This is a genomic window from Brevundimonas vesicularis (assembly GCF_027886425.1).
In the GTDB taxonomy this organism is placed as follows: domain Bacteria; phylum Pseudomonadota; class Alphaproteobacteria; order Caulobacterales; family Caulobacteraceae; genus Brevundimonas; species Brevundimonas vesicularis_C.
This window is the reverse complement of record NZ_CP115671.1, coordinates 1,832,647-1,855,906: the sequence shown is the minus strand read 5'-3', so window position 1 is coordinate 1,855,906 and position 23,260 is coordinate 1,832,647. Positions and strand designations below refer to the sequence as shown.

The window sequence follows — 23,260 nt, the reverse complement described above, 5'->3', positions numbered from 1 at the left end:
AACGGAGACCTGATCATGTCCGACAATCGTCTGCTTCCAGCCGCCGTGGTCGGCGGTCTTCTGGCTGTCGGCTTCATCGGCGCCGGCGCCCTTATCGGTCAGGGCGTCATCCACGCGCGCGCTGGCGACCGCACCGTGACGGTGCGCGGCCTGTCCGAACGCAATGTAAAAGCGGACCTTGCCGTCCTGCCGCTACGCTTCTCGGCCTCGGGCGATGTCCTTTCGGAAGTTCAAACCAAGATCGACGACGATCTGGCGCTGGTCCGCCGCTTCCTCACCGCCCAGGGCTACCCTGCCCAGGCCATCGAATTGGGCCGGTTGGAGGTGGCCGACACCCGGTCGCGAGAATACGCCGCCCAGAACGGCGGTCCGCGCTTCATCCTGGCTCAGACGGTGATCGTGCGGACCAGCGATGTCGCACGGGTTCAGGCAACGACGCGACTGCTCAACGATCTGGTGCGTCAGGACGTGGTGCTGCAGGACTTCCAGGGTCCGTCCTATATCTTCACCAAGTTGAACGACGTGCGCCCGCAAATGATCGCCGAGGGTACAGCGGCGGCGCGCACCGGGGCGGAACAGTTCGCCAAGGACAGCGGAACGCCCTTGGGCCCGATCCGTCAGGCCACCCAGGGCTCGTTCGAAATCCTGCCGCGCGATGGCGCAGCCGGTGACGAGGCCGCCTCCATCGACAAGAAGATCCGGGTCGTCACGACCATCACCTATAGTCTGAAGTAGTCTCGGGCGGTCCGGCGTCGGAGGATTGCTGTCGCCCGATGAAATTGACGTCGGCCTGCGGATCTTGACCCATCTCGACCAACACGACCCAGACGGCCAGGATCACGAACATTCCGACCATGCCCAGAACGAAGGCCCACCACCCGGCCTTCTTGCCGCGTGGTTTGCGGTGTGACGCCGCGTCCCTTTTGTCAGTGTTCTGCTGCATCGCACCTAGGAACCGGCCGTCGATCCGCCGGGTTCCGAGGTTTGATTGTGGCGGCGGCCCTGACTTTGCCGCGCGGTCCCCTTATGTTCCGGTTTCGAATCTGACTGACGGATGTTTCTGCGCCTGTGACTGATCTTCCCGCCCCCCGCATTTCCGACCTCGCGCGCGCTCGTGCGCCCGAGGGCGAGGCGCCGCGTGATTATCTGAAGGGGCTGAACCCGGAGCAGCGCGAGGCGGTCGAGACGACCGAGGGTCCGGTTCTGGTGCTTGCGGGCGCCGGCACGGGCAAGACCCGCGTCCTGACGACACGGCTGGCGCATATTCTGGCGACAGGCCGGGCCAAGCCGTGGGAGCTGCTGGCCGTCACCTTCACCAACAAGGCCGCGCGCGAAATGCGCGAGCGCATCACGCATCTGATCGGCCCCTCCGCCGAGGGCCTCCGCTGGCTTGGCACCTTTCACTCCATCGCCGCCCAGATCCTTCGTCGCCACGCCGAACTGGTCGGTCTGAAATCCAGCTTCACCATCCTGGACACCGACGACCAGGAACGGGTGCTGAAACAGCTGCTGGAAGCGGCCAACATCGACACCAAACGCTGGACGCCCAAGTCGCTGTCCGGCCTGATCGATCACTGGAAGAACCGCGGCTGGACGCCGGACAAGCTGCCGTCCGGCGAGGACTTCGCCAACGGCAAAGGTCAGGGTCTGTACGCCGCCTATCAGGCGCGCTTGCGCAGCCTGAACGCCTGCGACTTCGGCGATCTGCTGCTGCACAACATCACCATATTGTCGCAGCATGCGGACCTGGCTGAGGGATATCGCCGCCGCTTCCGCTACATCCTGGTGGACGAATATCAGGACACCAACGTCGCCCAATATCTGTGGCTACGATTGCTGACGGCCTCGACCGGCAACGTCTGCTGCGTCGGCGATGACGATCAGTCGATCTACGGCTGGCGCGGGGCCGAGGTAGACAACATCCTGCGCTTCGAGCGGGACTTCCCCGGCGCCAAGATCGTCAAGCTGGAGCGTAACTATCGCTCGACCAGTCATATCCTGGGGGCGGCGTCCGGCCTGATCGCCGCCAATCGCGATCGTCTGGGCAAGACCCTGTGGACCGAAGACGACAGCGGCGACAAGGTGCGGGTGCGCGGCGTCTGGGACGGCGAGGCCGAGGCCCGGCTTATAGCCGACGAGATCGAGACCGCGCGGCGGCCCCACGCCGGCGAACCGGGCCTGAAATACAAGGACATGGCCATTCTGGTCCGCGCCTCGTTCCAGATGCGGGCCTTTGAAGAACGGCTGGTCATGCTGGCCATTCCCTACACCGTCATCGGCGGGCCGCGGTTCTTCGAGCGCGCCGAGATTCGCGACGCCCACGCCTATCTGCGCCTGATCCTGTCGGAAGACGACGACCTCGCCTTCGAGCGGATCGTCAATGTGCCCAAGCGCGGCATCGGCGACACCAGCGTGCAGAAGATCCTGCAGTTGGCCCGCCAGCACGACCTGTCGGCCCTGACCGCCGTCAGGGGCCTGATCAATACCGACGAGCTTCAGGCCCGTACGCGCACCGCCCTGTCCAACTTCGTGCGCGATATCGACCGCTGGCGCCAACTGTCCGAGACCACGCCCCATTGGCAGGTCATGGAGACGGTGCTGGAGGAGAGCGGCTATACCGACATGCAGAAGGCCGACCGCACCAGCGGCCAGACCCGGCTGGAGAACCTGAAGGAACTGACCCAGTCGATGCAGCAGTTCGAGACGCTGCAGGCCTATCTGGAGCACGTCTCACTGGTCATGGATCTGGAGCGCGCGACCAGCGACGATCCCAACGGCGACGGCGCGGTGCAGATCATGACGCTGCACGGCGCCAAGGGGCTGGAGTTCCCGCTGGTCTTCCTACCGGGCTGGGAGGAAGGCGTGTTCCCCAGCCAGCGCAGCATCGACGAAAAGGGCGAAAAAGGCCTCGAGGAGGAACGCCGCCTGGCCTATGTCGGCGTCACCCGCGCCAAGCAGGACGCCCGCATCTCCTTCGCCGCCAACCGGCTGGTCTATGGACGCTGGACCTCCCAACTGCCCAGCCGCTTCGTCGACGAACTGCCTATCGCCCACGTCGATCCCCAATCCGATACCGGCTATTACGGCGCTTCGACCGGCATGAAGGAGGCCAAGAGCCGCTGGGACGACGCGCCATCCTTTGGCAGCGGTTATTCCTCCCCCGGCTGGAAACGCGCCCAATCCTTCACCGCCGCCCAGACCCCAGCCAAGATCCCGGCGCGCAAGGCGGTCATCGAAGGCGACGGCCGCCTGATCGCCACCGCCGACCCCAAGTCCAGCACGGGATGGAAGAAGGGCGAACGCGTCTTCCACCAGAAGTTCGGCTACGGGAACGTGCGCGTCATCGAAGGCAACAAACTGCTGGTCGAATTCGAAAAGGCCGGTGAAAAGCGCGTCATCGACAGCTTTGTCGAGAGGGCCTAACCCGGCGCTCTGACCCAATGAACGGAGCCAACCATGGCGGGCCTTAAAGACAAGCGCGGCTTCATCGACAAGGACCGCATCGACCTGACCGAGCGTCAGTCGGTCGAATACTGGATGAAGCGCTGGGGCGTGACCAAGGATCAGATCACCGCCGCGCACCGTAAAGTCGGTCGCATGACCAAGGATATCGCGGTGGAATTGGGCAAGAAGCGCTAAGTTTCAGCCTCTCACCTGAGCCAGGATGGCCTCAGGCGTTTCCTTGACGCGAAAAACCTTGGCCACGAATAGGTTGTCGATGCTGACTTCCGTCAAGGTCGGTTGGCCGTGCTTGCCGTCCTTCACGATAAGTTCGCGAACGTGGTTCAGATTGATCCAGTGAACCACGCCGTTCGTCTCGGTGACCTTGGCGAACACAGGCCCCCTCATCAGATGTGGATCACACGCCCATAGGCGTCCAGCGCCGCCTCGTGCATGGCCTCCGACATGGTCGGGTGCGGATAGACGATCCCGTGAATGTCTTCTTCCGTCGCCTCCATGGTGATGGCGGTGACATAGCCCTGGATCATCTCGGTCACTTCATGACCGATCATGTGCGCGCCGATCAGGGCGCCGGTCTTGGCGTCGAAGATCACCTTGACGAAGCCGTCGGTGTCGCCCGAGGCGATCGCCTTGCCGTTCACGCGGAACGGGAAGCGGCCGATTTTCACGTCGCGCTTTTCGGCGCGCGCAGCCTGTTCGGTGACGCCGACCGAGGCCACCTGCGGCTGGGCATAGGTGCAGCCGGCGATGGGCGAATGGACGTTGGGGGTCTTGTAGCCGGCGATATGTTCAGCGGCGTGTATGCCTTCGTGCGACGCCTTGTGCGCCAGCCAGGGCGCGCCGGCGCAGTCGCCGATGGCGTACAGGCCCTTGACGTTGGTCTGGCAGTGGCCGTCGATCTTGACGTGGCCGCGGTCCATTTCCAGACCCAGTTCTTCCAGTCCGATGCCGTCGGTGTTGGCGGTGATTCCTACAGCGGAAATGCAGACCTCGGCCTCCAGGGTCTCGGCCTTGCCGCCGATCTCCACAGCGACCTTCACGCCCTTGGCGTCCTTGCTCACCTTAGTGACCTTGGCGCCCAGTTTGAACTTCATGCCGCGCTTTTCGAACGACTTCTGAGCGGCCTTGGAGACCTCTTCGTCCTCGACCGGCATGATGCGATCCACGGCCTCGACCACGGTCACGTCACAGCCCAGGGCGCGATAGAAGCTGCCGAACTCGATGCCGATGGCGCCCGAACCGATCACGACGATCGACTTGGGCAGGAACTTCGGGGCCATGGCTTCGCGATAGGCCCAGATGCGATCGCCGTCGGCTTCCAGTCCGATCTGCGGCAAGGCGCGTGCACGTGCGCCGACGGCCAGCATCACAGACTTGGCCTCCAAGGCGCGCGATCCGCCCGCTTTCAGAGCGACGACGACCTTGGGCGCGGCGGCGCCCTTCTCCAGCTTGGCTGACCCCTCGATCACCTCGATCTTGTTCTTCTTCATCAGGAAGCCCACGCCCTGATTCAGCTGTTTGGCCACGCCGCGCGAGCGCTGGATGATGGCGTCGAAATCGAACGACGCGCCGGACGCCGACAGGCCGTACTCCTTCAGATGGCTCAGGCTCTCGAACTTTTCGCCCGACTTCAGCAGGGCCTTGGTGGGGATGCAGCCCCAGTTCAGGCAGATGCCGCCCAGGTTCTCGCGCTCGACGATGGCGACCTTCAGGCCCAACTGGCTGGCGCGAATGGCCGCGACGTAACCGCCGGGGCCCGAGCCGATGACGACGAGATCGAATTCAGCAGCCATTAGATCAACTTCTCGATGTCGGCCTTGATGGCCTCGGGTTCAGTCTGCGGGGCATAGCGGGCGACCACCCTGCCCTCGCGGTCGGTCAGGAACTTGGTGAAGTTCCACTTGATGGCTTTGGAGCCCAGGAAGCCGCGCTTCTGCTCGGTCAGCCAAGCGTAAATTGGATGGCGGTTCGGTCCGTTGACCTCCACCTTGTCGAACAGGGGGAAGGTCACATCGAAACTGGTGGCGCAAAAGGCGGCGATTTCCGCCGCCTTGCCCGGCTCCTGCTCGCCGAACTGGTTGCAGGGAAAGCCCAACACCTCGAACGGCTGATCGGCGAACGCGCGGTGCAGCTTTTCCAGACCGTCGTATTGGCCGGTAAAGCCGCACTTGGACGCTGTGTTCACGATCAGCAACGCCTGACCGCGAAAGCGATCGAGCGAAACGTCCGTGCCGTCGATGGCGCGGGCGGAGAAGTCATAGACCGAGGTCATGACCTCACCCTCCCCTTAGGCCAGCATCGCGACGGGATCTTCGATCAGCGGCTTGAACGCCTGCAGGAAGCGGGCGCCGGTCGCGCCGTCCACCACACGGTGATCGCAGGTCAGGGTCACGGTCATGACCGTGGCCGGCACGACCTGACCGTTCTTGACGACTGCGCGCTGTTCACCCGCGCCCACGCTCATGATGCAGCCCTGCGGCTCATTGATGATCGAGGTGAACTGCTTGATGCCGAACATGCCCAGATTGGACACCGAGAAGGTGCCGCCTTGGAACTCTTCGGGCTTGAGCTTGCGGTCGCGGGCGCGCTTGGCCAAGTCCTTGGATTCGGTCGCGATCTGCGCCAAACCCTTGGTTTCGGCCTTTTTGATGATCGGGGTGATCAGGCCGCCGTCGATCGCCACCGCCATGGAGACATCGGCGTTGTGGTGCATGGCGATGCCTTCGGGCGTGTAGGAGGCGTTGGCCTCCGGCACCATCTTCAGGGCCAGGGCGGCGGCCTTGATGACGAAGTCGTTGACCGACACCTTGATGCCCTGCGGCTCCAGCATCTTGTTGACCTTGGCGCGCACAGCCATCAGCTGGTCGATCTCGCAGTCGATGAACAGCGGGAAGTGAGGCACATTCTGGACGCTGTCGACCATCCGACGCGCCACCGCCTTCTTCATGCCGTCCAGCGGGATCAGATCGTAGCTGCCGTCCGGAATGCCCATCTGCGCCAGCGACTGCGCCTTGCGCGGCTCGGCTGCGGTCGCGGCGGGCGACGGCAAAGAGGCGGTCGCCGGTTGGGCCGACGCCTTGCCGGCGGCCTCGACGTCGCGCTTGACGATGCGACCATGCGGACCGGTGCCCTTGATCGACTTCAGATCGACGCCGTTCTGAGCGGCGATACGTCGAGCGAGCGGCGACGAAAAGATGCGATCTCCGCTGTCCGACTTCGGCGCCGCGGGCGCCGGAACCGCAGGCGTAGCCGCCTTGGGCGCCTCGGCAGCAGCCGGAGCGACCTCGGCCTTGGGGGCTTCCGTTTTTGCAGCCGACTTTTCAGCCGGCTTGGGTGCGGCCGCGCCGCCCTCGTCCTTCAGGCGGGCGATGGGCGTATTGACCTTCACGCCTTCCGTGCCTTCAGCGACCAGGATATCAGTGACTTCGCCCTCATCCACGGCCTCGACTTCCATCGTGGCCTTGTCGGTTTCGATCTCAGCGATCACGTCTCCGGCGGAGACGACGTCCCCGACCTTGACGTGCCACTTGGCCAGAACGCCCTCCTCCATCGTCGGAGACAGGGCCGGCATCAGGATGTCGGTCATCAAGCGTTCCCCCCGGTTGGCGCGATCGGTTCGGCGACAGTGCGGACGTCATTCGCCTTCACCACTTCGCTGAGACCTTCGAGGATGCGGTGGTAGGCCGCGGTTTCATCGTGTTGATGACGCACGGCATAACCATGCGCCATGTGTCGCGCCGCATAGGCCAGCAGCCGACCGAACTGTATGGGATCGTTGAAGGCCGGTTTGACGGACATCACCGGCTCGTCTTTCGACCACCACATCCGGAGGACTTCAATGGCTGCGGGGTCAGCAGCGACGCTGTCTGGCGTCGTCAGCATGAACTCCGATGCCTCGGTCATGCCATCACCTCTTTCACGGCGGCGATGATCTTGTCCACGCCTGGCAGCGACAGCACTTCCAGATTGGCGGCATAGGGTAGCGGCACGTCTTCTTGGTGCACGCGCAGCGGCGGGGCATCCAGATAGTCGAAGGCGTGTTCGATGACGCGGGCCACGACCTCGGCGCCGACGCCCATCGGCCCCCAACCCTCTTCGGCCGAGACAAGACGATTGGTCTTCTTGACGCTCTCGACGATGGTCTCGTGATCCAGAGGACGCAGAGTGCGCAGGTCGATCACCTCGGCCTCGATACCCTCCTCAGCCAGCTTCTCGGCCGCCTGTAGCGCGAAGCCGACCATGCGGCTGTGGGCGGTGATGGTGACGTCCTTGCCTTCGCGACGGACCTTGGCCTTGCCGATCGGCAGGACGTAGTCCTCGACCTCCGGCACGTCGAACTCCAGGCCGTACATCATCTCGTGTTCGAGGAAGACGACCGGGTTCGGGTCACGGATGGCGGCCTTCAGCAGGCCTTTGGCGTCGGCCGCGTCATAGGGCGCGATGACCTTCAGACCCGGCACCTGAGCGTACCAGGCCGAGTAGTCCTGGCTGTGCTGGGCGCCGACGCGCGAAGCAGCGCCGTTCGGACCGCGGAAGACGATAGGCGCGCGGATCTGACCGCCCGACATATAGAGCGTCTTGGCGGCCGAGTTGATGATGTGATCGATCGCCTGCATGGCGAAGTTGAACGTCATGAACTCGACGATCGGCTTCAGGCCCGACATGGCGGCGCCGACGCCCAGGCCGGCGAAGCCGTGCTCGGTGATCGGGGTGTCCACGACGCGCTGGTCGCCGAACTCCTGCAGCAGGTCGCGGCTGACCTTGTAGGCACCCTGGTACTGGGCGACTTCCTCGCCGATCAGGAAGACGCGGTCATCGCGGCGCATCTCTTCGGCCATGGCGTCACGCAGGGCGTCGCGCACGGTCGTCTTGACCAGTTTGGCGTCGGCCGGAATTTCCGGGTCGCGCAGTTCGACCTTGGGTGTCGCGGTCTGGGCCGGGGCCTTTTCGGGATCGCCAGTCTTACCCTCGGCCGCAGCCTTGGGCGCTTCAGCTTCGCCCTGTGCGGACTCAGCCTTGGGTGCAGGCGCCGCTGCGCCGTCTTCGCCGGCCAGACGCGCGATCGGCGTGTTGACCTTCACGTTCTCGGAGCCTTCGGCGACCAGGATTTCCAGCACTTCGCCTTCATCCACGGCCTCGACTTCCATCGTCGCCTTGTCGGTTTCGATCTCGGCGATCACCTGGCCGGCCGACACGGTGTCGCCCGCCTTGATATGCCATTTGGTCAGCGTGCCCTCTTCCATCGTGGGGGACAGCGCCGGCATCAGAATGTCGGTCACGGATCAGGCCTCCACGTAGACGTCAGTATAGAGCTCGGACGGATCGGGTTCCGGGCTCTCTTGGGCGAATTGAACAGCTTCGGCGACGATCGCCTTGATCTCGTTGTCGATGGCCTTGAGCTCGTCCTCGGTCGCATTGGCGGCCGACAGCAGCGTCTTCAGGTGATCGATCGGGTCGCGGGTCTTCTTGACCTCGTCGACCTCTTCCTTGGTCCGGTATTTGGCCGGGTCGGACATCGAGTGACCGCGATAGCGGTAGGTCTTCACTTCCAGAATGAAGGGACCGCCGCCCTCGCGGGCGCGCTTGACCGCACGGGCCGTCGCGTCGCGCACGGCCAGCACGTCCATGCCGTCAACCTGCTCGCCCGGAATACCGAAGCTGGCGCCGCGCTGATACAGTTCGGTCGTCGAGGACGAGCGTTCGATGCTCGTGCCCATGGCGTACTGGTTGTTCTCGATGATGTAGATGGCGGGCAGCTTCCACAGCTGCGCCATATTGAAGCTCTCGTACACCTGCCCCTGGTTCGAGGCGCCGTCGCCGAAATAGACGAAGGCCACCGAATCGTCGCCGCGATACTTGCCGGCGAAGGCTAGGCCGGTGCCCAGCGCCACCTGGGCTCCGACGATGCCGTGACCGCCGTAGAATCCGGTCGGCACGTCGAACATGTGCATCGATCCGCCCTTGCCCTTGGACGAACCGCCGCTGCGACCGGTCAGCTCAGCCATGACTTCCTTGGGATCCATGCCGGCGGCCAGCATGTGGCCGTGGTCGCGATAGCCGGTGATGATCTTGTCGTGGCCTTGTTTGACGCTCTCCTGAACGCCGACCGCCACGGCCTCTTGGCCGATGTACAGGTGGCAGAAGCCGCCAATCAGACCCATGCCGTAGAGCTGGCCCGCACGCTCTTCGAAGCGGCGGATCAGAACCATCTCGCGATAGAAGCGCAGAAGGTCTTCCTTGGACGCCGTCGGCGTGTTGGGCAGTTTGTCAGGCGTGGTCGTCTGAGCGGATTTGGCTGGGGCTTTCGCCATCCGGTATCTCCCGGCTAGGCGCCGAGAACCGACGCCTTCTTATCGTTACGGAAAGGGGCTTTAGCAGCCTTCCTTCCGGTAACGCAAAGGGGTGCGGGTCGCCCTGTAACAATAGTTCAAGTGGTGAAGGTGGCTTAGCCTTGGGCGGCCGGGGCCGAGACGCGGATCACATAGTCGCGCGGGTCGGAGAAGCCGAGCACAGCGCGCGCGCGCTCTTCCAGAAGATCGCGAGACAGACTGTCGGTGCGCAGATAGCGCACCCGTGTCTCAAGGTCGCGGCGCTGCTCGGTAAGATGCGCCAGCTGGTCCTCGCGCTGCCCCAGCAAGGCGTCGCGAGACGATCCGCTCAACAGTCCGCGCTCGCCCGTCAGCGCCTGCACCCCGAGATAGGCAAGAAGCAGCAACAGGGCGAGGGACAGGCGGTAAGGTTTCATCCGTTCGGGCACTTGAGACGCTCCTTCTGAGCGCGAAAATACAGTTCAGAAACCGTGCCCGAAAATGCCTAACGAAATGTAGCTTGACCGTAAGATTGTCGGCGGAAAACGCTGATTCCCCGCCGACAATTTCGATCTCTATTTCAGCAGCATGCCGTCGCCGAAATAGACGCCTTGGTCGCCCAGCATTTCCTCGATGCGGAGCAACTGGTTGTACTTCGCCACCCGGTCGGAGCGGGCCAGCGAGCCGGTCTTGATCTGCCCGCAGTTGGTCGCCACGGCCAGGTCGGCGATGGTGTAGTCCTCGGTCTCCCCCGACCGGTGGCTCATCACAGCGGTGTAGCCTGCGCGGTGGGCCATATCGACGGCGTCCAGCGTCTCGGACAGGGTGCCGATCTGGTTGACCTTGATCAGGATCGAGTTGGCCAGACCTTCGCCGATACCGGCGGCCAGACGCGCCGGATTGGTCACGAACAGATCGTCGCCGACCAGTTGGACCCGGTCGCCCAGACGTTCGGTCAGCAGGCGCCAGCCGTCGAAATCATCCTCGGCCATGCCGTCCTCGATCGACACGATCGGGAAGCGTTCGCACAGATCGACCAGATAGGCGGCCATGCCTTCGGAATCGACGGTCTTGCCCTCACCGGCCATGACGTATTTGCCGTCCTTGAAGAACTCGGTCGAGGCGACGTCTAGGCCCAGGTGGAAGTCTTCGCCCGCAAGGTAGCCCGCCGCCTGGCCCGCCTTGGTGATGAAGCTCAGCGCCTCATCAGCCGACGCCAGATTGGGCGCAAAGCCGCCCTCGTCGCCGACGTTGGTGTTGTGCCCGGCGTCCTTCAGTTGCTTCTTCAGGGCGTGGAAGATTTCGGCGCCCATGCGCACGGCGTCCGAAAACGTCTCGGCGCCCGTGGGCAGGATCATGAACTCCTGAATGTCGATCGGATTGTCGGCGTGGGCGCCGCCGTTGATGATGTTCATCATCGGGGTCGGCAGGACGCGGGCCGAGACCCCGCCAAGATAACGATACAGTTCCTGATTGGCCGACAGGGCGCTGGCCTTGGCGACCGCCAGAGACACGCCCAGGATCGCATTGGCGCCCAGACGGCCCTTATTGGGCGTGCCGTCCAGTTCGATCATCGCCTCGTCGATCCGGCGCTGCTGCTCGGCGTCCATGCCGGACAGGGCGTCGAAGATCTCGCCGTTGACGGCGTCGGCCGCCTTCTGGACGCCCTTGCCGCCCCACATGTCCTTGTCGCCGTCACGCAGTTCGACCGCTTCGTGCGCGCCCGTAGACGCGCCGGACGGTACGGCGGCGCGGCCGAACGAACCGTCTTCCAGCGTGACATCGACCTCGACCGTCGGATTGCCCCGGCTGTCGAGGATCTGGCGGGCGACGATGTCGGCGATGTCGGTCATGGCTCGGCTCTTTGGCTCAAGGGGCAAGGGAGGTCCGACGGTTTAGCCGCCTCCCCGCCAAACGCCAATGCCGACATCGTCGCCGGGCGTCAGGAACAGCCTTCGACCAGCTGGATCGAAGGATCGCCAGCGTGGACCATCATCACCTTGCCGTCGCTGCCGATCTCATATCGAACGCCACGCGCCGACGGATCGGTGACATAGGTCGTCGATCCGCCCTTCGACCAGACGAACAGATCCTCGGCCGGCGCCTCCTGGTATTTGTGCGGCTGGGCGAAGACCGCGCCGCCATAGGCCTGCTTGATCGCCATGGCCGTATCGCCGACCCCGAACCCGCGATCGGTCTTCGTCGTCGCACCGCGCGCCAGGGTGATTCGCGTGAGCACGCCGTTCTGGATCATCACCTGCACATCGGCGGGCGCCTTCGCGGGATGGAACTGGTCACAGACTTCAGGCTCGGCGCCGCCGACGGCGTTCGGTTGAGAGTCCTCGCCCCAGACCTTCACCAGCTCGGCGCGCGTCATGCCGATTCGCACCGGCCCAAGACCCTCGGCCGTCAGAGCATTCGGATCGGCAGCGGGTGTCGCGGGCGTCTCGTTCGCCGAAGCAACCGGTGTGGCGGCGGGCTCCGAGACGCGCTCCTCCGCGCGATTGCAGGCGGCGAGGGTCAGCAGCGCGCAGGCGCTGACGGCGGTGAAACGAATCATCATGCGGCGTCTCCAATGGAAGCTTCACCGCATTGAACGCACGAAAACGGCGCGCGGGTCACCGCGCGCCGTCAAAATCGTCATCCGACCGAAGTCGGGATCGCCTGAAAGACTAGTCTTCCTTCGGCGTGATGACCTGACGACCGCGATAGGTGCCGGTCTTCAGGTCGATGTGGTGCGGGCGCTTCAGCTCGCCCGTGTCCTTGTCCTCGACGTAGACGTTCGAGGTCAGGGCGTCGTGGGCGCGGCGCATGTTGCGACGCGAGGGAGATACTTTGCGCTTCGGAACGGCCATGTCCGTCTCAATCTTCTAAGTCGGGCGCCGCCCAGAGCCGAGCTCCGTCTAGCGCGAAAACAATAGCGGCGGCCCTCAGGACCGCCACGCGAGGCGCGGCTTATGCATGAACCGCGCGACGATTTCAAGGCGTTTAAGCGGGCGTCAGACGCCGGACGATCTTCGCGGGATTGCCGACCACCACCACGTCGGACGGCACGTCCTTCGTCACGACCGATCCCGCGCCGATAACCGAACGATCGCCGATGGTGACGCCGGCCAGAACGATCGCGCCGCCGCCGATCCAGACGTCGTCCCCGATGACGATCGGCCGCGCCGTCTCCTCGCCCCGGCGGGCGACCGCGTCCAGCGGATGTTCCGGCGTCAGAAGCTGGACGCCTGGCCCAGCCTGGAAATTGTCGCCGATACGGATCTCGGCGCAGTCCAGGAACACGCAGTTGGCGTTCGCGAAGGCCCGCGCGCCCAGATGGATGTTGATGCCGTAGTCGCAGAAGAAGCCCGGCATGATGATCGCCTTGCCATCGACCGCATTGACCAGTTCGTTGACCAGGGCGCCGCGCCGGTCGCGATCCGGCTCGGCGTTGATGGCGACGGTCAGGGCCACGGCGCGGGCCCGGCCATCGCGCAGATCGGGATCGCCCGGATCGTAAGGCAAGCCCGCCAGCATCTTTTCGCGCTCGGTCATGCGTCCCCCGTCAGAGCGTCGGCCACCGCTTCGCCGATGGCCAGCGAACTGGTCAGGCCCGGGCTTTCGATGCCGAACAGGGCCATCAGACCATCGATGCCGTGATGTTCGCGGCCATGAAGCTGAAAGTCCGGTTGCGGCTCGCCCGGCCCATGCAGTTTGGGCCGAATGCCGGCGTAGTCCGGCGTCAGGGCGCCGTCGGGCAGACCCGGCCAGAAACGCCGAATGTAGGTCGCGAACTCTTCGGCCTTGGCAGGATCGACCGAGTAGTCCTCGGTTTCGACATAGGCAAGGTCCGGCCCGAACACGGCCTGACCACCCAGATCCTTGCGATAGTGGGTGCCAAGCGCGCCGGGGATGGGCGGCGGATAGATCAGGCGGTCGAACGGCGCCTTGCCCGTCAGCCGGAAATAGACGCCCTTGCCGAAATGTCCGGCGGGAATGTCGCCGGGCGGATAGCCTTCGATCAACGCCGCCACCGCCTGGGCCGACAGTCCTGGCGCGGTGACCAGAAGGCGGGTGGTGACCTGCATCGCCCCCTCCCCGCCGACACGGATCGTGAAGCCGCCGCCCGTCAACGCCTCTGCGCCCTCGAACGGCGCCGAGACCACGACCGCCCCGCCCGCATCCTCGATCTCGCCCTGCAGGGCCAGCATATAGCCGTGACTGTCGAACAGGCCGCTCTCGGGCGACAGTATGGCGGCGTGTGCATTCAGCTCTGGCTCCAGCGCCCGCGCCTGGGCGCCGGTCAGATGCGCTAGCCCCTCGACGCCGTTCGCCGTCGCCTGTTTGAAGATCGCCTCGATCCGCTCGACCTCGGCCTCTTGCGTCGCCACGACCAGCTTGCCGCATTTCCAGTGGTCGATCTTGCGGCTGGCCAGGAAATCGTACAGCGCACGGCGTCCCTCGACGCAGAAGCGGGCCTTCAGCGATCCGGTCGGATAATAGAGACCGCCGTGAATGACCTCCGAGTTACGCGAGGAGACGCCCTGGCCGATGTGGCCTTCCTTCTCCAGCACCAGCACGGTCAGGCCTCGGTTCGACAGCGCCCGTCCGCAGGCCAGGCCCACAGCCCCGGCGCCCACGACGGTTGCGTCGAAATCGAAACTCATCGGCCGCCGTATCTCCGCTTCGCCTCGGCCTCGAAACAGCCGATCAGCTTTTCCACCGCACGGTCGAAGTTCGCCGACAGCATCATGTCCAGCATCCGGGATTTGAAGGCGAAGTCGATCATGAACTCCAGCCGCGTACCCTCCGGATGGGAAAAGAACTCCCAACGGTTCTTCAGGTGCTTGAAGGGTCCGCGCAGCAAGCCGACCTCGACCTTGGGCGCATTGCGATCGTGCCGGACCCAGGTGGAGAACCGCTCCTTCAGAAAGGAAAACCCGACGCTGGCCTCCGCATCCTGCAAGCCGACACCCTCGCCTTCCTCGCGCGCGTTCCAGACGCGCATCGACGTCACCCACGGCACGAAGTCGGGATAGGCGCGCACGTCGGCGACCAGATCGGCAAGCTGTTCGGGCGCATAGGGAAGAATGCGCGTGACGCGGTGTACGGCCATGCGGGACTTAGCGGCGCAGCTGCGCCTCGCGTGCCGCCTTCAGCCGGGCGAAGTCGTCGCCGGCGTGGTGCGACGAACGCGTCAGCGGGCTGGACGACACCATCAGGAAGCCCTTGGCCCGGGCGATCGCCTCATAGGCCTTGAACTCTTCCGGGGTCACGAACCGGTCGATCGCGGCGTGTTTGCGCGTCGGCTGAAGATATTGGCCGATGGTGATGAAGTCCACGCCGGCGGACCGCATGTCGTCCATCACCTGCATGACCTCTTCCTTGGTCTCGCCCAGGCCGACCATGATGCCGGACTTGGTGAATTGGTTCGGGTCCCGCTCCTTGACCATCTGCAACAGGCGCAGGCTGTGGAAGTAGCGCGCGCCCGGCCGGATCTTCAGATACAGGCGCGGCACGGTCTCCAGGTTGTGATTGAAGACGTCAGGCTTGGCGTCGATCATCACGGCCGCCGCCCCGTCCTTTCGCAGGAAGTCGGGCGTCAGGATCTCGATGGTGGTGTCCGGCGCCTGGATGCGGATCTGGCGCACCACTTCGGCGAAGTGGGCCGCGCCGCCGTCGGCCACGTCGTCGCGATCGACCGAGGTGATGACGACGTGGTTCAGCCCCATCTGCTGGACGGCCAAACCCACCTTGCCCGGCTCTTCCGGATCCAGCGGCTGAGGCAAGCCCGTCTTGACGTTGCAGAAGGCGCAGGCCCGCGTGCAGGTGTCGCCCATGATCATCAGGGTGGCGTGCTTCTGGCTCCAGCACTCGCCGATGTTCGGACAGGCCGCCTCCTCACAGACCGTCACCAGCCCCTTGGAACGAACGATCTCCTTGGTGGCGTTGTATTGACCGGAGCCCGGCGCCTTGACCCGCAGCCAGTCGGGCTTTTTCAGAACGACCGACTCGGGCCGGTTCTGCTTTTCGGGGTGGCGCAGCTCGGACGGCTTGCGCTGAAGGGTGTCGATCAGGGTGACCATGGCCGGTATTTCGGACTTTGAGGCCGTTTAGGCAAGGCACACCGCGTAACAGACTTGCCGCAGGCGTGATCGCGCATCAGAACTCACGCGACGTTACGCATCTTTTCAAGATGCGGCGGCGTCATTAATGACAGTCGCCCGAACAACAGAGAGGGCCGCCCGCGTCCTCCGTAGGAGACGCGCTTGCGCCAGGCCCTGGATCCCTCGCTTTACGACTCGACCCTGATCGACGCCCTGATCGATGCGCGGTCGCGGTTCGGCGACAAGGAAATCCTGGAAGATCAGGACCGGCATCCGCTGACCTACACCGGCCTGATCCGCGCCGCCTTCGTGCTGGGGCGCAAGATCGCCAATATGACCGACAAGGGCGAGCGTGTCGCCATCCTGCTGCCGTCGTCCATGGGCGTCGTCGTCACCTTCTTCGGTCTGCACGCCCACGGTCGTGTGCCGGTGATGCTGAATTTCACCGCTGGCGAAGCCAATCTGAAGGCGGCCATCAAGGCCTCCGGCGTCAAGAAGGTGCTGACCGCAAAACGCTTCATCGATCAGGCCAAGCTGGACGACCTGATCGTCGAACTGAAGACGGTGGCCGAGGTCGTCTGGCTGGACGATGTCCGCAAGACCATCGGTCTGGCCGACAAGCTCTACGGCCTCGCCGCCGGCGCGGCGCCCAAGCGGTTCCGCGTGAAGACGGACCCCGACTCGCCGGGCGTCGTCCTGTTCACCTCCGGCAGCTTCGGCACGCCCAAGGGTGTGGTGCTGAGCCAGAAGAACCTCGTCGCCAATGCGCGTCAGGTAGCGGCCCACATCGACCTGCTGCCCGAATGGGTGATGTTCAATCCCCTGCCGACCTTCCACTGTTTCGGCCTGACCGGCGGGGTCATTCTGCCGCTGCTGCAAGGGTTGAAGGCATTCCAGTATCCGTCGCCACTGCACGCCAAACAGATCACCGACCTGCTGCCCCAGGTGAAGGCCTCGATCCTGTTCGCGACCGACACCTTCCTGAACCAGTACGGCCGCGTCGCCGAACCGAACGACTTCTCGACGCTGAAGTTCGTGGTCGCCGGCGCCGAGAAGGTGCGCGAGGAAACTCGCACCCTGTTCAATACCAAGTTCGGCGGCGTCGAACTGCTGGAAGGCTACGGCGCGACCGAGGCCTCGCCCGTCATCGCCGTCAACCATCCTGACCGAAACGCGCCCGGCACGGTCGGTCAGGTGCTGCCCGGCATCGACTGGAAGCTGGAGCCCGTTGAGGGCATCGACGCGGGCGGTCGCCTGATGCTGCGCGGGCCCAATGTCATGAACGGCTATGTCACCTCGGCCGAGCCGTTGCAGTGGGATCCGATTGGCGACGATTGGCTGGACACCGGCGACATCGTCGATGTGACGGACGACGGCTATGTCACCATCCGCGGCCGCGCCAAGCGCTTCGCTAAGATCGGCGGCGAGATGGTCTCACTGACCGCCGTCGAAGGGATCGCCGGCGCCGTCTGGCCGGATCAGCGCCACGCCGTGGTGTCTATCCCGGACAGCCGCAAGGGCGAGAAGCTGGTGCTCGTCACTGACCACGCCGACGCCGAGGTCGCGCCCCTGGCTGAATGGGCGCGAACCAACGGCGCGCCCGAACTGATCGTGCCGAAAAAGATCGTCAAGGTCGCCGAAGTGCCCGTCTTGGGTACCGGCAAGACGGATTATGTGTCCATTCAGAAGATGGTTGAGGCCGAGAAGGCGGCGTGATCAGCCGATCCGGACGCCTGTCATCGAGATCGAGCCGCCGTCGATACGGTCGTTGAAGAAGCTGACCGCCTCGCCCGGCTCCTGCTGGGCGGCGATATAAAGCACCGGCAGGAAATGCTCGTCGGTCGGCACGCTTAGCTGCGCGTCCTCGGCCAGACCCACCCAATCGATCAGGGCCTCATGGTCGCCCCGTTCGAACGCCGTCTTCACCGCCTCGTTGAAGCCGGTCGCCCAGGCATAGGGCTCTGCGCCGTCCTCGCGCTTCCAGGTCCGCAGATTGTGGACGAAATCGCCCGAGCCGGCGATGACGATCCCTTCATCGCGCAGAGGCTTCAGCGCCTTGGCCAGATCGTAATGCTGGCGCGCCGTCAGCTCGCGGTTCAGCGACAACTGCACCACAGGCACGTCCGCCTCTGGCCACACATGGCACAGCACCGACCAGGTCCCGTGATCCAGGCCCCACGAATGCGTCTGGACGGCCCCGGTCAGCGCCGACACCCGCGCCGCCAAGGCGGGCGACCCGGGCGCCGGATACTGCATCTCATGAAGTTCGCGCGGGAAGTTGCCGAAGTCATGAATGGTTTCGGGCTTCTCCTGCGCGGCTACGCCGAGCCCGCGCGTCTCCCAGTGGGCGGAGATCATCACCACGCCCTTGGGCTTGCCGATCGCTTCGCCCAGCGCACGCCAGGCGGCCCCATAAGGACCGCCGAGCGCATTCATGGGCGAACCGTGGCCGAAGAAGACGGCGGGCTGGCGCATCGGATCAGCCGTGCAGCTTCTTGGCCAGCTCGGCGATATGCTTGCCCTGGAACCGGGCGCCGTCCAGCTCGACATCGCTGGGCTGACGCGAGCCGTCGCCGCCCGTTATCGTCGATGCGCCATAGGGCGAGCCGCCGTGGATGGCGTCCAGCGTCATCTGTCCCTGGAAGGAATAGGGCAGACCCACGACCGGCATGCCGTGGTGCATGAAGAAGTTGTGCAGGCCCTGGAAGGTCGTCTCCTGACCGCCGTGCTGTGTCGCCGTGGCGGTAAAGGCCCCGCCCACCTTGCCGATCAGGGCGCCCGAGAACCACAGGCCGCCAGCCTGATCCAGAAAGGCGCGCATCTGCGACGCGGCCGAACCGAAGCGGGTTCCGGCGCCGATGATGATGGCGTCGTAGTCCTTCAAATCGTCGATCTTGGCGATCGGCGCCTTTTGATCCAGCTTGTAGTGAGAAGCCTTGGCCAGCTCTTCCGGCACGGTTTCCGGCACGCGCTTGATGTCCACGACGGCGCCTTCGACCTCGCGCGCGCCTTCGGCGACCGCCTCGGCCATGGTTTCCAGGTGACCATAGGTCGAATGATAGAGGACGAGGACTTTCGGCATCGGGGAGGCTCCATTGAATGACAAGGGTCGCCATTCGCAACAACGACCGTTGCTAACTTGGCGCGCTGCCTTGCCTTCTGCAAGTCCCCAACGTCAAATCACGTCTCGAAGGGACAGACGGTGTCGTAAAAGGTCCTGTCGCCCGGCGTGAGGCGACCGCGGCGACAATGGAAACGATGCTCCATCACCATCGCCTGCTGCTCGATGTTCAACGCGTCCCACCGGCAGGTCGGTTCCACGCGGTAGGCATAGGAGGCGGGTGTGTCCCCAGCCTTCAGCTTTGCGAACAGCAAATTGACACCCTGCTGGGCCTGCCAGACGTGCGTCAGTTCATGAATCAGCACGCCCTGCATTCGCTCGGACGTCAAAGTGAAGTCTGCGACGAGCTGCGCTTGCGGCCACACGATCCAGTCTCGCCCGAACCAGCGTCCGGCTACAAACGCGCGGCGGAACGGCCAACCGATCAAACGGACGGGCGCCAGGTCGATCGCGGCGCCGAACGCCTCTCGCGCGAGCGATTTCTCAGCTTCGGTCAGGGCGCGAACGAAGGATCCCAAGGCTTCACATACTCCCAGTGCCACGGCTCATAGACATAGGGCACAAAGCCGAAACGCCCAGCGTTCGCCACCAGCCAGCGATAGGTCGCCGACCGCGCCATATATTCGCGACTGGCCGGGGTGGTGGAATCGACGCCCAGACCCGGCGCCTGGCCGACATACAGATCGACCGCTGTGCCCGTCCGATGCGGCGAACAGACCGCCCGACGTAGCCCGTCGCAGTTGCCCTGCTGCGCACAGCGCGCCGCGTCCGCCTCGGGATCGCGGAAGCCGGAGAAGATCTGCAGCAGTTCGGGATCGGCCCCCACCTCCGGAACCTCTGCCCGCGCGGCCGCGACCAGCCGGCGATAGGCGTCCAAGACGTCCCGGCGCAGCAGACGTGTCAGACGGTCGGCATGCTCCTCGGACGCGACCAGATAGCCGAGTTGATTGATCGGCGGCGGCTCGGGACAGACTCCGCCGACGCGCGCCATGACGAATGGCCTGCGCTCCTGCCAAAGGCCGCGAAACACCTGGAATGTCGCCGCATCGAACAGGCCCGTCGGCGCCAGGCCATGCGTCTGCTGAAACCCCGCCAGTTGCGACGCGAAGATCGGCGTGCCGGGTCCGCACGTCGTATGCAGTTCGTGCTGGATCAGCGGCAGATAGGCCTGCCACCCCCACTCCGCCGCCCCGAACGGCGCCCATTCCATGCTGTAAGCCGACGCCGCGTTCGCCAGCCCTTGCGCTTGCCAACCGTCGGCATTGGTGTGGCAGGACCCGGCCGCCCGCGCGCCGCCGGCGAGCGTCAGAACGAAGCAGACGGACAGGAACGCAAAAAGGCTTCGCCACATGTCCCACAGGAAGCCCCAAGCCGGTCGATCTCACAAGTGCATGCGTCACCGATCGCTGGCATGGTGACGCGCGGCCGACTCGCGCCGCGCCTTTCGGACCGACGCATGTCCACCGCCGCGCCGACCGCGCCCCGCCGTTCCAACGCCGTGCTTGCGGCCTTCTCCGGGCCGTGTCTGCCTCTGGCGGCCTTCGGCGTCGCCCTGCCCGTCACCCTGCCGGAGTTCTACGCCACCTATGTAGGCCTGGAGCTGGGAGTCGTGGCGGCCGTCTTCATGGCCGTGCGCCTGATCGACATCGTCTTCGACCCCTTCATCGGTTGGGGCATGGACAAGACCAAGACGCGGTTCGGCCGCTATCGCCCGTGGATGGCCATCTCGACGCCGATCCTGATGCTGTCGGCCTTCATGATGTTCGTCGTGGTCCAGCCCGGCGCCGGACCGGCCTATCTGTTCGGCTGGCTGCTGGTCCTGTATCTCGGCTTCTCGATCGGCACCTTGGGCCAACTCGGCTGGGCCGCCGTGCTTGCGCCGCAGTATGACCAGCGCAGCCGCGTCTATGGCTGGTGGCAGGTGTTCAACATCATCGGCGTGATCCTGATCCTGGTGCTGCCGACCGTGGTGGTTCAGACGGGCATCGGGAACTATGCCGACGGCGTGCGGATCATGGGCTGGGCCATTCTGATCGCCCTGCCCGTCACCATCGGTCTGGCTATGGTCGCCGTGCCAGAACCCGTCAACGCGGGCGACCAGCCGCATGGCGGCGCCAGCGCCTATCTGGCCCTGCTGAAGATGCCCACGGTCCGGAAGCTCTTGATCGCCGACCTGCTGCTGGGCGTCGCGCCGGGCATCACGGGTTCGCTGCTGTTCTTCTTCTTCGGACAGATCAAGGGCTACGACCACAGCCAGGCCGGCCTGTTCATGTTGTTCTATTTCGTCGCCGGTCTGTGCGGCGCGCCGATCTGGGCCTGGCTGGCCACGCGCATCGGCAAGGACAAGGCCCTGGCTGTCGCCAGCCTGATCTTCGCGGCCCTCTATGTTGCCGCCACCCTGGTTCCCGGCGGCAACTTCATGCTGACGGCAGGGGCCATGTTCATCGCCGGCCTGCCCTATGCGGCCGGCCTGTTCCTGCTGCGCGCCATGATGGCGGACGCCGGCGACGAGGTGCGGCTGGAGACGGGCGTGGATCGCACCGGACTGATGTTCTCCATCCTGTCCGCGACGACCAAGATCGGCCACGTGGTCGCGCTCATTCCCTATCTGATCCTGCAGGTTGTGGGCTTCAAGGCGGTGCCGGGCCCGACGGGCAACAGCGACTTTTCCCTGCTGACGCTCCAGATCCTGTTCATTCTGGTCCCCGGCCTGTTGCTGGCCGCCGCCGCCTGGGTGCTGAAGGGCTACCCCCTGACGCCGAAGCGGCACGATGAAATCCGCATCGCCCTGGAAGCCCGCGACGGAGCCCGCCGTTGAGACCGATCGACCGCCTGCTCGGCGTCATGGAGCGGTTGCGCGATCCCGACGGCGGCTGCCCCTGGGACGTGGAGCAGACCTTCGCCACCATCGCCCCCTACACGATCGAGGAGGCCTATGAGGTCGCCGACGCCATCGAGCGCAACGATCTTGTCGAGCTGAAGGGTGAACTGGGCGACCTGCTGTTCCAGGTCGTCTTCCACGCCCGCATGGCCGAGGAACAGGGGCTGTTCGCCTTCGACGACGTGGTCACGGCCATCGCCGACAAGCTGGAGCGCCGCCACCCCCACGTTTTCGGTGACGAGGCCCAGCGCTCCTCGAAGGAACAGACCGTCGCCTGGGAGGCCATCAAGGCCGCCGAGCGCAGGGACCGCAAGAAGCCGGGCGTTCTCGACGACGTGCCGGTCGGCCTGCCTGCCCTGACCCGCGCCGCCAAACTGACAAAGCGCGCCGTTCGCGTCGGCTTTGACTGGCCCTCCACCGACGAGGTGTTCGACAAACTCGCCGAAGAGGTCGAGGAGTTGCGCGTCGAGATCGCCGCCGGCGACCAGGCCAAGGCGCGCGAGGAGTTGGGCGACCTGCTGTTCGTCGTCGCCAACCTGGCGCGCAAGCTGGACATCGAACCGGAAGACGCCCTGCGCGCCGCCAACGCCAAATTCGTACGCCGTTTCGGCTTCATCGAGGCGGAACTGGCGAAGGACGGCCGTACGCCCGACCAATCGGATCTGGCCGAGATGGATCGCCTCTGGGACGCCGCAAAGGTCGCCGAAAAGGCCGCGCCTGAAGCCTGAGCGACCGCGCGTGACCTACGACCTGATCATTTTCGACTACGACGGCGTCGTCGCCGACAGCGAGGTGCTGAACAGCACCGTCATGGCCGAGCAACTGACCGCCATCGGCCTGCCGACCTCGCTCGACGACGTGCTGGCCGCCTATACGGGCAAGCGCTGGCGCGACAATCGGCCGGTCGTTGAGGCGGCCTTGGGTCGTGCCTGCCCCGACGACTTCCACACCACATGGTTTGCGACCTGTCGCCGGCGCGCGCCGCAGCAGCTTGAACCCGTGCCCGGTCTGCTGGACTTCGTCGCCGCCCGACCCGAGCCCCGCTGCATCGCCTCGTCCAGCGGCCCCGACTGGATCGGCGTGGGCCTAAACCTGTTCGGCCTGACGGATCATTTCGACGGCGCGGTCTTTACCGGCCTGGTGGTCGAGCGCGGCAAGCCCCACCCGGACATCTTCCTGCACGCCGCCGACGCCATGGGCGTCGATCCGACGCGCGTCCTGGTGATCGAAGACAGCGAGGCGGGCGTCACCGCAGGCGTCGCGGCCGGCATGACGGTCGTGGGACTGACGGCGGGCGGCCATGTTCGCGACGGCCATGCCGAGCGCCTGATGGCGCGCGGCGCCCACCACATCGCCGACAGCTATGCAGCCGTCTCCGCCTTCATGGATCGCTGAG

26 protein-coding genes are annotated in these 23,260 nt (G+C 65.1%); 7 read left to right on the top strand and 19 right to left on the bottom strand.

The genetic code is table 11. From position 1 onward, the window contains the following. Nucleotides 1-15 precede the first annotated feature (15 nt). The 3 genes from PFY01_RS09600 to PFY01_RS09590 all read left to right on the top strand — a co-directional run bounded on the left by PFY01_RS09600 (nt 16) and on the right by PFY01_RS09590 (nt 3,639). Entirely contained in the window at nt 16-735 is a 720-nt protein-coding gene (locus PFY01_RS09600; protein WP_271041105.1) for an SIMPL domain-containing protein, read from the top strand. A gap of 333 nt (nt 736-1,068) precedes the next feature. Further along, nucleotides 1,069-3,423 (top strand): ATP-dependent helicase, encoded by a 2,355-nt coding sequence (locus PFY01_RS09595; protein WP_271041104.1) that lies wholly within the window; start codon nt 1,069-1,071, stop codon nt 3,421-3,423. 33 nt (nt 3,424-3,456) lie between these two features. Beyond that, nucleotides 3,457-3,639 (top strand): DUF3606 domain-containing protein, encoded by a 183-nt coding sequence (locus PFY01_RS09590; protein ID WP_271041103.1) that lies wholly within the window; start codon nt 3,457-3,459, stop codon nt 3,637-3,639. Nucleotides 3,640-3,642: 3 nt separating this feature from the next. Here the strand turns inward: PFY01_RS09590 and PFY01_RS09585 are convergent, their stop codons facing one another. From PFY01_RS09585 to lipA, 15 genes are all read right to left on the bottom strand, one after another. Then, on the bottom strand, nt 3,643-3,849 hold the full coding sequence (locus tag PFY01_RS09585) for a hypothetical protein (protein ID WP_271041102.1): 207 nt from the start codon (nt 3,847-3,849) through the stop codon (nt 3,643-3,645). Further along, on the bottom strand, nt 3,849-5,255 hold the full coding sequence (gene lpdA, locus PFY01_RS09580) for a dihydrolipoyl dehydrogenase (protein WP_271041101.1): 1,407 nt from the start codon (nt 5,253-5,255) through the stop codon (nt 3,849-3,851). Before lpdA ends, PFY01_RS09585 begins: the two co-directional genes overlap by 1 nt. Next, nucleotides 5,255-5,734, bottom strand: a complete 480-nt coding sequence (locus PFY01_RS09575) for a glutathione peroxidase (RefSeq protein WP_271041100.1) — start codon at nt 5,732-5,734, stop codon at nt 5,255-5,257. Before PFY01_RS09575 ends, lpdA begins: the two co-directional genes overlap by 1 nt. Before the next feature lie 15 nt (nt 5,735-5,749). After that, complete coding sequence (locus tag PFY01_RS09570) at nt 5,750-7,048, bottom strand: pyruvate dehydrogenase complex dihydrolipoamide acetyltransferase (protein ID WP_271041099.1); 1,299 nt, start codon at nt 7,046-7,048, stop codon at nt 5,750-5,752. Next, nucleotides 7,048-7,365, bottom strand: coding sequence for a DUF5076 domain-containing protein (locus PFY01_RS09565; RefSeq protein WP_165116908.1), 318 nt, complete (start codon nt 7,363-7,365; stop codon nt 7,048-7,050). The genes PFY01_RS09570 and PFY01_RS09565 overlap by 1 nt, the downstream gene beginning before the upstream one ends. Further along, nucleotides 7,362-8,741, bottom strand: coding sequence for a pyruvate dehydrogenase complex E1 component subunit beta (locus PFY01_RS09560; RefSeq protein WP_271041098.1), 1,380 nt, complete (start codon nt 8,739-8,741; stop codon nt 7,362-7,364). Before PFY01_RS09560 ends, PFY01_RS09565 begins: the two co-directional genes overlap by 4 nt. A 3-nt stretch (nt 8,742-8,744) precedes the next feature. Further along, a complete protein-coding gene (gene pdhA / locus PFY01_RS09555) occupies nt 8,745-9,773 on the bottom strand; it encodes a pyruvate dehydrogenase (acetyl-transferring) E1 component subunit alpha (RefSeq protein ID WP_039243674.1) in 1,029 nt (342 codons plus the stop codon). A gap of 134 nt (nt 9,774-9,907) precedes the next feature. Beyond that, entirely contained in the window at nt 9,908-10,207 is a 300-nt protein-coding gene (locus PFY01_RS09550; RefSeq protein ID WP_017504845.1) for an FtsB family cell division protein, read from the bottom strand. 138 nt (nt 10,208-10,345) lie between these two features. Further along, complete coding sequence (gene eno, locus PFY01_RS09545) at nt 10,346-11,623, bottom strand: phosphopyruvate hydratase (protein ID WP_271041097.1); 1,278 nt, start codon at nt 11,621-11,623, stop codon at nt 10,346-10,348. A gap of 89 nt (nt 11,624-11,712) precedes the next feature. Next, entirely contained in the window at nt 11,713-12,333 is a 621-nt protein-coding gene (locus tag PFY01_RS09540; RefSeq protein WP_271041096.1) for a hypothetical protein, read from the bottom strand. Nucleotides 12,334-12,442: 109 nt separating this feature from the next. Further along, nucleotides 12,443-12,625 (bottom strand): 50S ribosomal protein L32, encoded by a 183-nt coding sequence (rpmF, locus tag PFY01_RS09535; protein WP_026108365.1) that lies wholly within the window; start codon nt 12,623-12,625, stop codon nt 12,443-12,445. A 133-nt stretch (nt 12,626-12,758) separates the two neighbouring features. Continuing rightward, a complete protein-coding gene (locus tag PFY01_RS09530; protein WP_271041095.1) occupies nt 12,759-13,310 on the bottom strand; it encodes a sugar O-acetyltransferase in 552 nt (183 codons plus the stop codon). Next, nucleotides 13,307-14,422 carry an NAD(P)/FAD-dependent oxidoreductase gene (locus PFY01_RS09525; protein WP_271041094.1) on the bottom strand — a complete coding sequence of 372 codons (1,116 nt, stop codon included), beginning with the start codon at nt 14,420-14,422 and terminating at the stop codon, nt 13,307-13,309. The genes PFY01_RS09530 and PFY01_RS09525 overlap by 4 nt, the downstream gene beginning before the upstream one ends. Next, nucleotides 14,419-14,871, bottom strand: a complete 453-nt coding sequence (locus PFY01_RS09520; protein ID WP_271041093.1) for a type II toxin-antitoxin system RatA family toxin — start codon at nt 14,869-14,871, stop codon at nt 14,419-14,421. Before PFY01_RS09520 ends, PFY01_RS09525 begins: the two co-directional genes overlap by 4 nt. Before the next feature lie 7 nt (nt 14,872-14,878). Next, nucleotides 14,879-15,841 carry a lipoyl synthase gene (gene lipA, locus PFY01_RS09515; RefSeq protein WP_017504838.1) on the bottom strand — a complete coding sequence of 321 codons (963 nt, stop codon included), beginning with the start codon at nt 15,839-15,841 and terminating at the stop codon, nt 14,879-14,881. 183 nt (nt 15,842-16,024) lie between these two features. Here lipA and PFY01_RS09510 point away from each other — a divergent pair, with 183 nt between their 5' ends. Next, nucleotides 16,025-17,578 (top strand): AMP-binding protein, encoded by a 1,554-nt coding sequence (locus PFY01_RS09510; protein ID WP_271041092.1) that lies wholly within the window; start codon nt 16,025-16,027, stop codon nt 17,576-17,578. Here the strand turns inward: PFY01_RS09510 and ygiD are convergent, their stop codons facing one another. The 4 genes from ygiD to PFY01_RS09490 all read right to left on the bottom strand — a co-directional run bounded on the left by ygiD (nt 17,579) and on the right by PFY01_RS09490 (nt 20,334). After that, on the bottom strand, nt 17,579-18,337 hold the full coding sequence (ygiD, locus tag PFY01_RS09505; RefSeq protein ID WP_271041091.1) for a 4,5-DOPA dioxygenase extradiol: 759 nt from the start codon (nt 18,335-18,337) through the stop codon (nt 17,579-17,581). A gap of 4 nt (nt 18,338-18,341) precedes the next feature. Beyond that, nucleotides 18,342-18,944, bottom strand: a complete 603-nt coding sequence (wrbA, locus tag PFY01_RS09500) for an NAD(P)H:quinone oxidoreductase (RefSeq protein ID WP_055805062.1) — start codon at nt 18,942-18,944, stop codon at nt 18,342-18,344. Nucleotides 18,945-19,042: 98 nt separating this feature from the next. After that, complete coding sequence (locus tag PFY01_RS09495; protein ID WP_271041090.1) at nt 19,043-19,501, bottom strand: hypothetical protein; 459 nt, start codon at nt 19,499-19,501, stop codon at nt 19,043-19,045. Continuing rightward, nucleotides 19,477-20,334, bottom strand: coding sequence for a D-alanyl-D-alanine carboxypeptidase family protein (locus PFY01_RS09490; protein ID WP_271041089.1), 858 nt, complete (start codon nt 20,332-20,334; stop codon nt 19,477-19,479). The genes PFY01_RS09495 and PFY01_RS09490 overlap by 25 nt, the downstream gene beginning before the upstream one ends. A 105-nt stretch (nt 20,335-20,439) precedes the next feature. On the opposite strand from PFY01_RS09490, the gene PFY01_RS09485 reads away from it, so the two are divergent. The 3 genes from PFY01_RS09485 to PFY01_RS09475 are packed head-to-tail and all read left to right on the top strand — an operon-like array spanning nt 20,440 to nt 23,259. Next, nucleotides 20,440-21,801 (top strand): MFS transporter, encoded by a 1,362-nt coding sequence (locus PFY01_RS09485; RefSeq protein WP_271041088.1) that lies wholly within the window; start codon nt 20,440-20,442, stop codon nt 21,799-21,801. 26 nt (nt 21,802-21,827) lie between these two features. Then, the gene (gene mazG, locus PFY01_RS09480; RefSeq protein WP_420197069.1) at nt 21,828-22,592 is read left to right on the top strand and encodes a nucleoside triphosphate pyrophosphohydrolase; all 765 of its coding nucleotides are present in this window, start codon (nt 21,828-21,830) and stop codon (nt 22,590-22,592) included. A gap of 10 nt (nt 22,593-22,602) precedes the next feature. Further along, nucleotides 22,603-23,259 (top strand): HAD family hydrolase, encoded by a 657-nt coding sequence (locus PFY01_RS09475; protein WP_271041086.1) that lies wholly within the window; start codon nt 22,603-22,605, stop codon nt 23,257-23,259. Nucleotide 23,260: the final 1 nt, after the last annotated feature.

Bases quoted from the DNA above. Each gene is read 5' to 3' on its own strand.
- PFY01_RS09600 (WP_271041105.1), top strand. From the start codon at position 16: ATGTCCGACAATCGTCTGCTTCCAGCCGCCGTGGTCGGCGGTCTTCTG.
- PFY01_RS09590 (WP_271041103.1), top strand. From the start codon at position 3,457: ATGGCGGGCCTTAAAGACAAGCGCGGCTTCATCGACAAGGACCGCATC.
- PFY01_RS09585 (WP_271041102.1), bottom strand. From the start codon at position 3,849: ATGAGGGGGCCTGTGTTCGCCAAGGTCACCGAGACGAACGGCGTGGTT.
- lpdA (WP_271041101.1), bottom strand. From the start codon at position 5,255: ATGGCTGCTGAATTCGATCTCGTCGTCATCGGCTCGGGCCCCGGCGGT.
- PFY01_RS09575 (WP_271041100.1), bottom strand. From the start codon at position 5,734: ATGACCTCGGTCTATGACTTCTCCGCCCGCGCCATCGACGGCACGGAC.
- PFY01_RS09570 (WP_271041099.1), bottom strand. From the start codon at position 7,048: ATGACCGACATCCTGATGCCGGCCCTGTCTCCGACGATGGAGGAGGGC.
- PFY01_RS09565 (WP_165116908.1), bottom strand. From the start codon at position 7,365: ATGACCGAGGCATCGGAGTTCATGCTGACGACGCCAGACAGCGTCGCT.
- pdhA (WP_039243674.1), bottom strand. From the start codon at position 9,773: ATGGCGAAAGCCCCAGCCAAATCCGCTCAGACGACCACGCCTGACAAA.
- PFY01_RS09550 (WP_017504845.1), bottom strand. From the start codon at position 10,207: ATGAAACCTTACCGCCTGTCCCTCGCCCTGTTGCTGCTTCTTGCCTAT.
- eno (WP_271041097.1), bottom strand. From the start codon at position 11,623: ATGACCGACATCGCCGACATCGTCGCCCGCCAGATCCTCGACAGCCGG.
- PFY01_RS09540 (WP_271041096.1), bottom strand. From the start codon at position 12,333: ATGATGATTCGTTTCACCGCCGTCAGCGCCTGCGCGCTGCTGACCCTC.
- rpmF (WP_026108365.1), bottom strand. From the start codon at position 12,625: ATGGCCGTTCCGAAGCGCAAAGTATCTCCCTCGCGTCGCAACATGCGC.
- PFY01_RS09530 (WP_271041095.1), bottom strand. From the start codon at position 13,310: ATGACCGAGCGCGAAAAGATGCTGGCGGGCTTGCCTTACGATCCGGGC.
- PFY01_RS09525 (WP_271041094.1), bottom strand. From the start codon at position 14,422: ATGAGTTTCGATTTCGACGCAACCGTCGTGGGCGCCGGGGCTGTGGGC.
- PFY01_RS09520 (WP_271041093.1), bottom strand. From the start codon at position 14,871: ATGGCCGTACACCGCGTCACGCGCATTCTTCCCTATGCGCCCGAACAG.
- lipA (WP_017504838.1), bottom strand. From the start codon at position 15,841: ATGGTCACCCTGATCGACACCCTTCAGCGCAAGCCGTCCGAGCTGCGC.
- ygiD (WP_271041091.1), bottom strand. From the start codon at position 18,337: ATGCGCCAGCCCGCCGTCTTCTTCGGCCACGGTTCGCCCATGAATGCG.
- wrbA (WP_055805062.1), bottom strand. From the start codon at position 18,944: ATGCCGAAAGTCCTCGTCCTCTATCATTCGACCTATGGTCACCTGGAA.
- PFY01_RS09490 (WP_271041089.1), bottom strand. From the start codon at position 20,334: ATGTGGCGAAGCCTTTTTGCGTTCCTGTCCGTCTGCTTCGTTCTGACG.
- PFY01_RS09485 (WP_271041088.1), top strand. From the start codon at position 20,440: ATGTCCACCGCCGCGCCGACCGCGCCCCGCCGTTCCAACGCCGTGCTT.
- mazG (WP_420197069.1), top strand. From the start codon at position 21,828: ATGGAGCGGTTGCGCGATCCCGACGGCGGCTGCCCCTGGGACGTGGAG.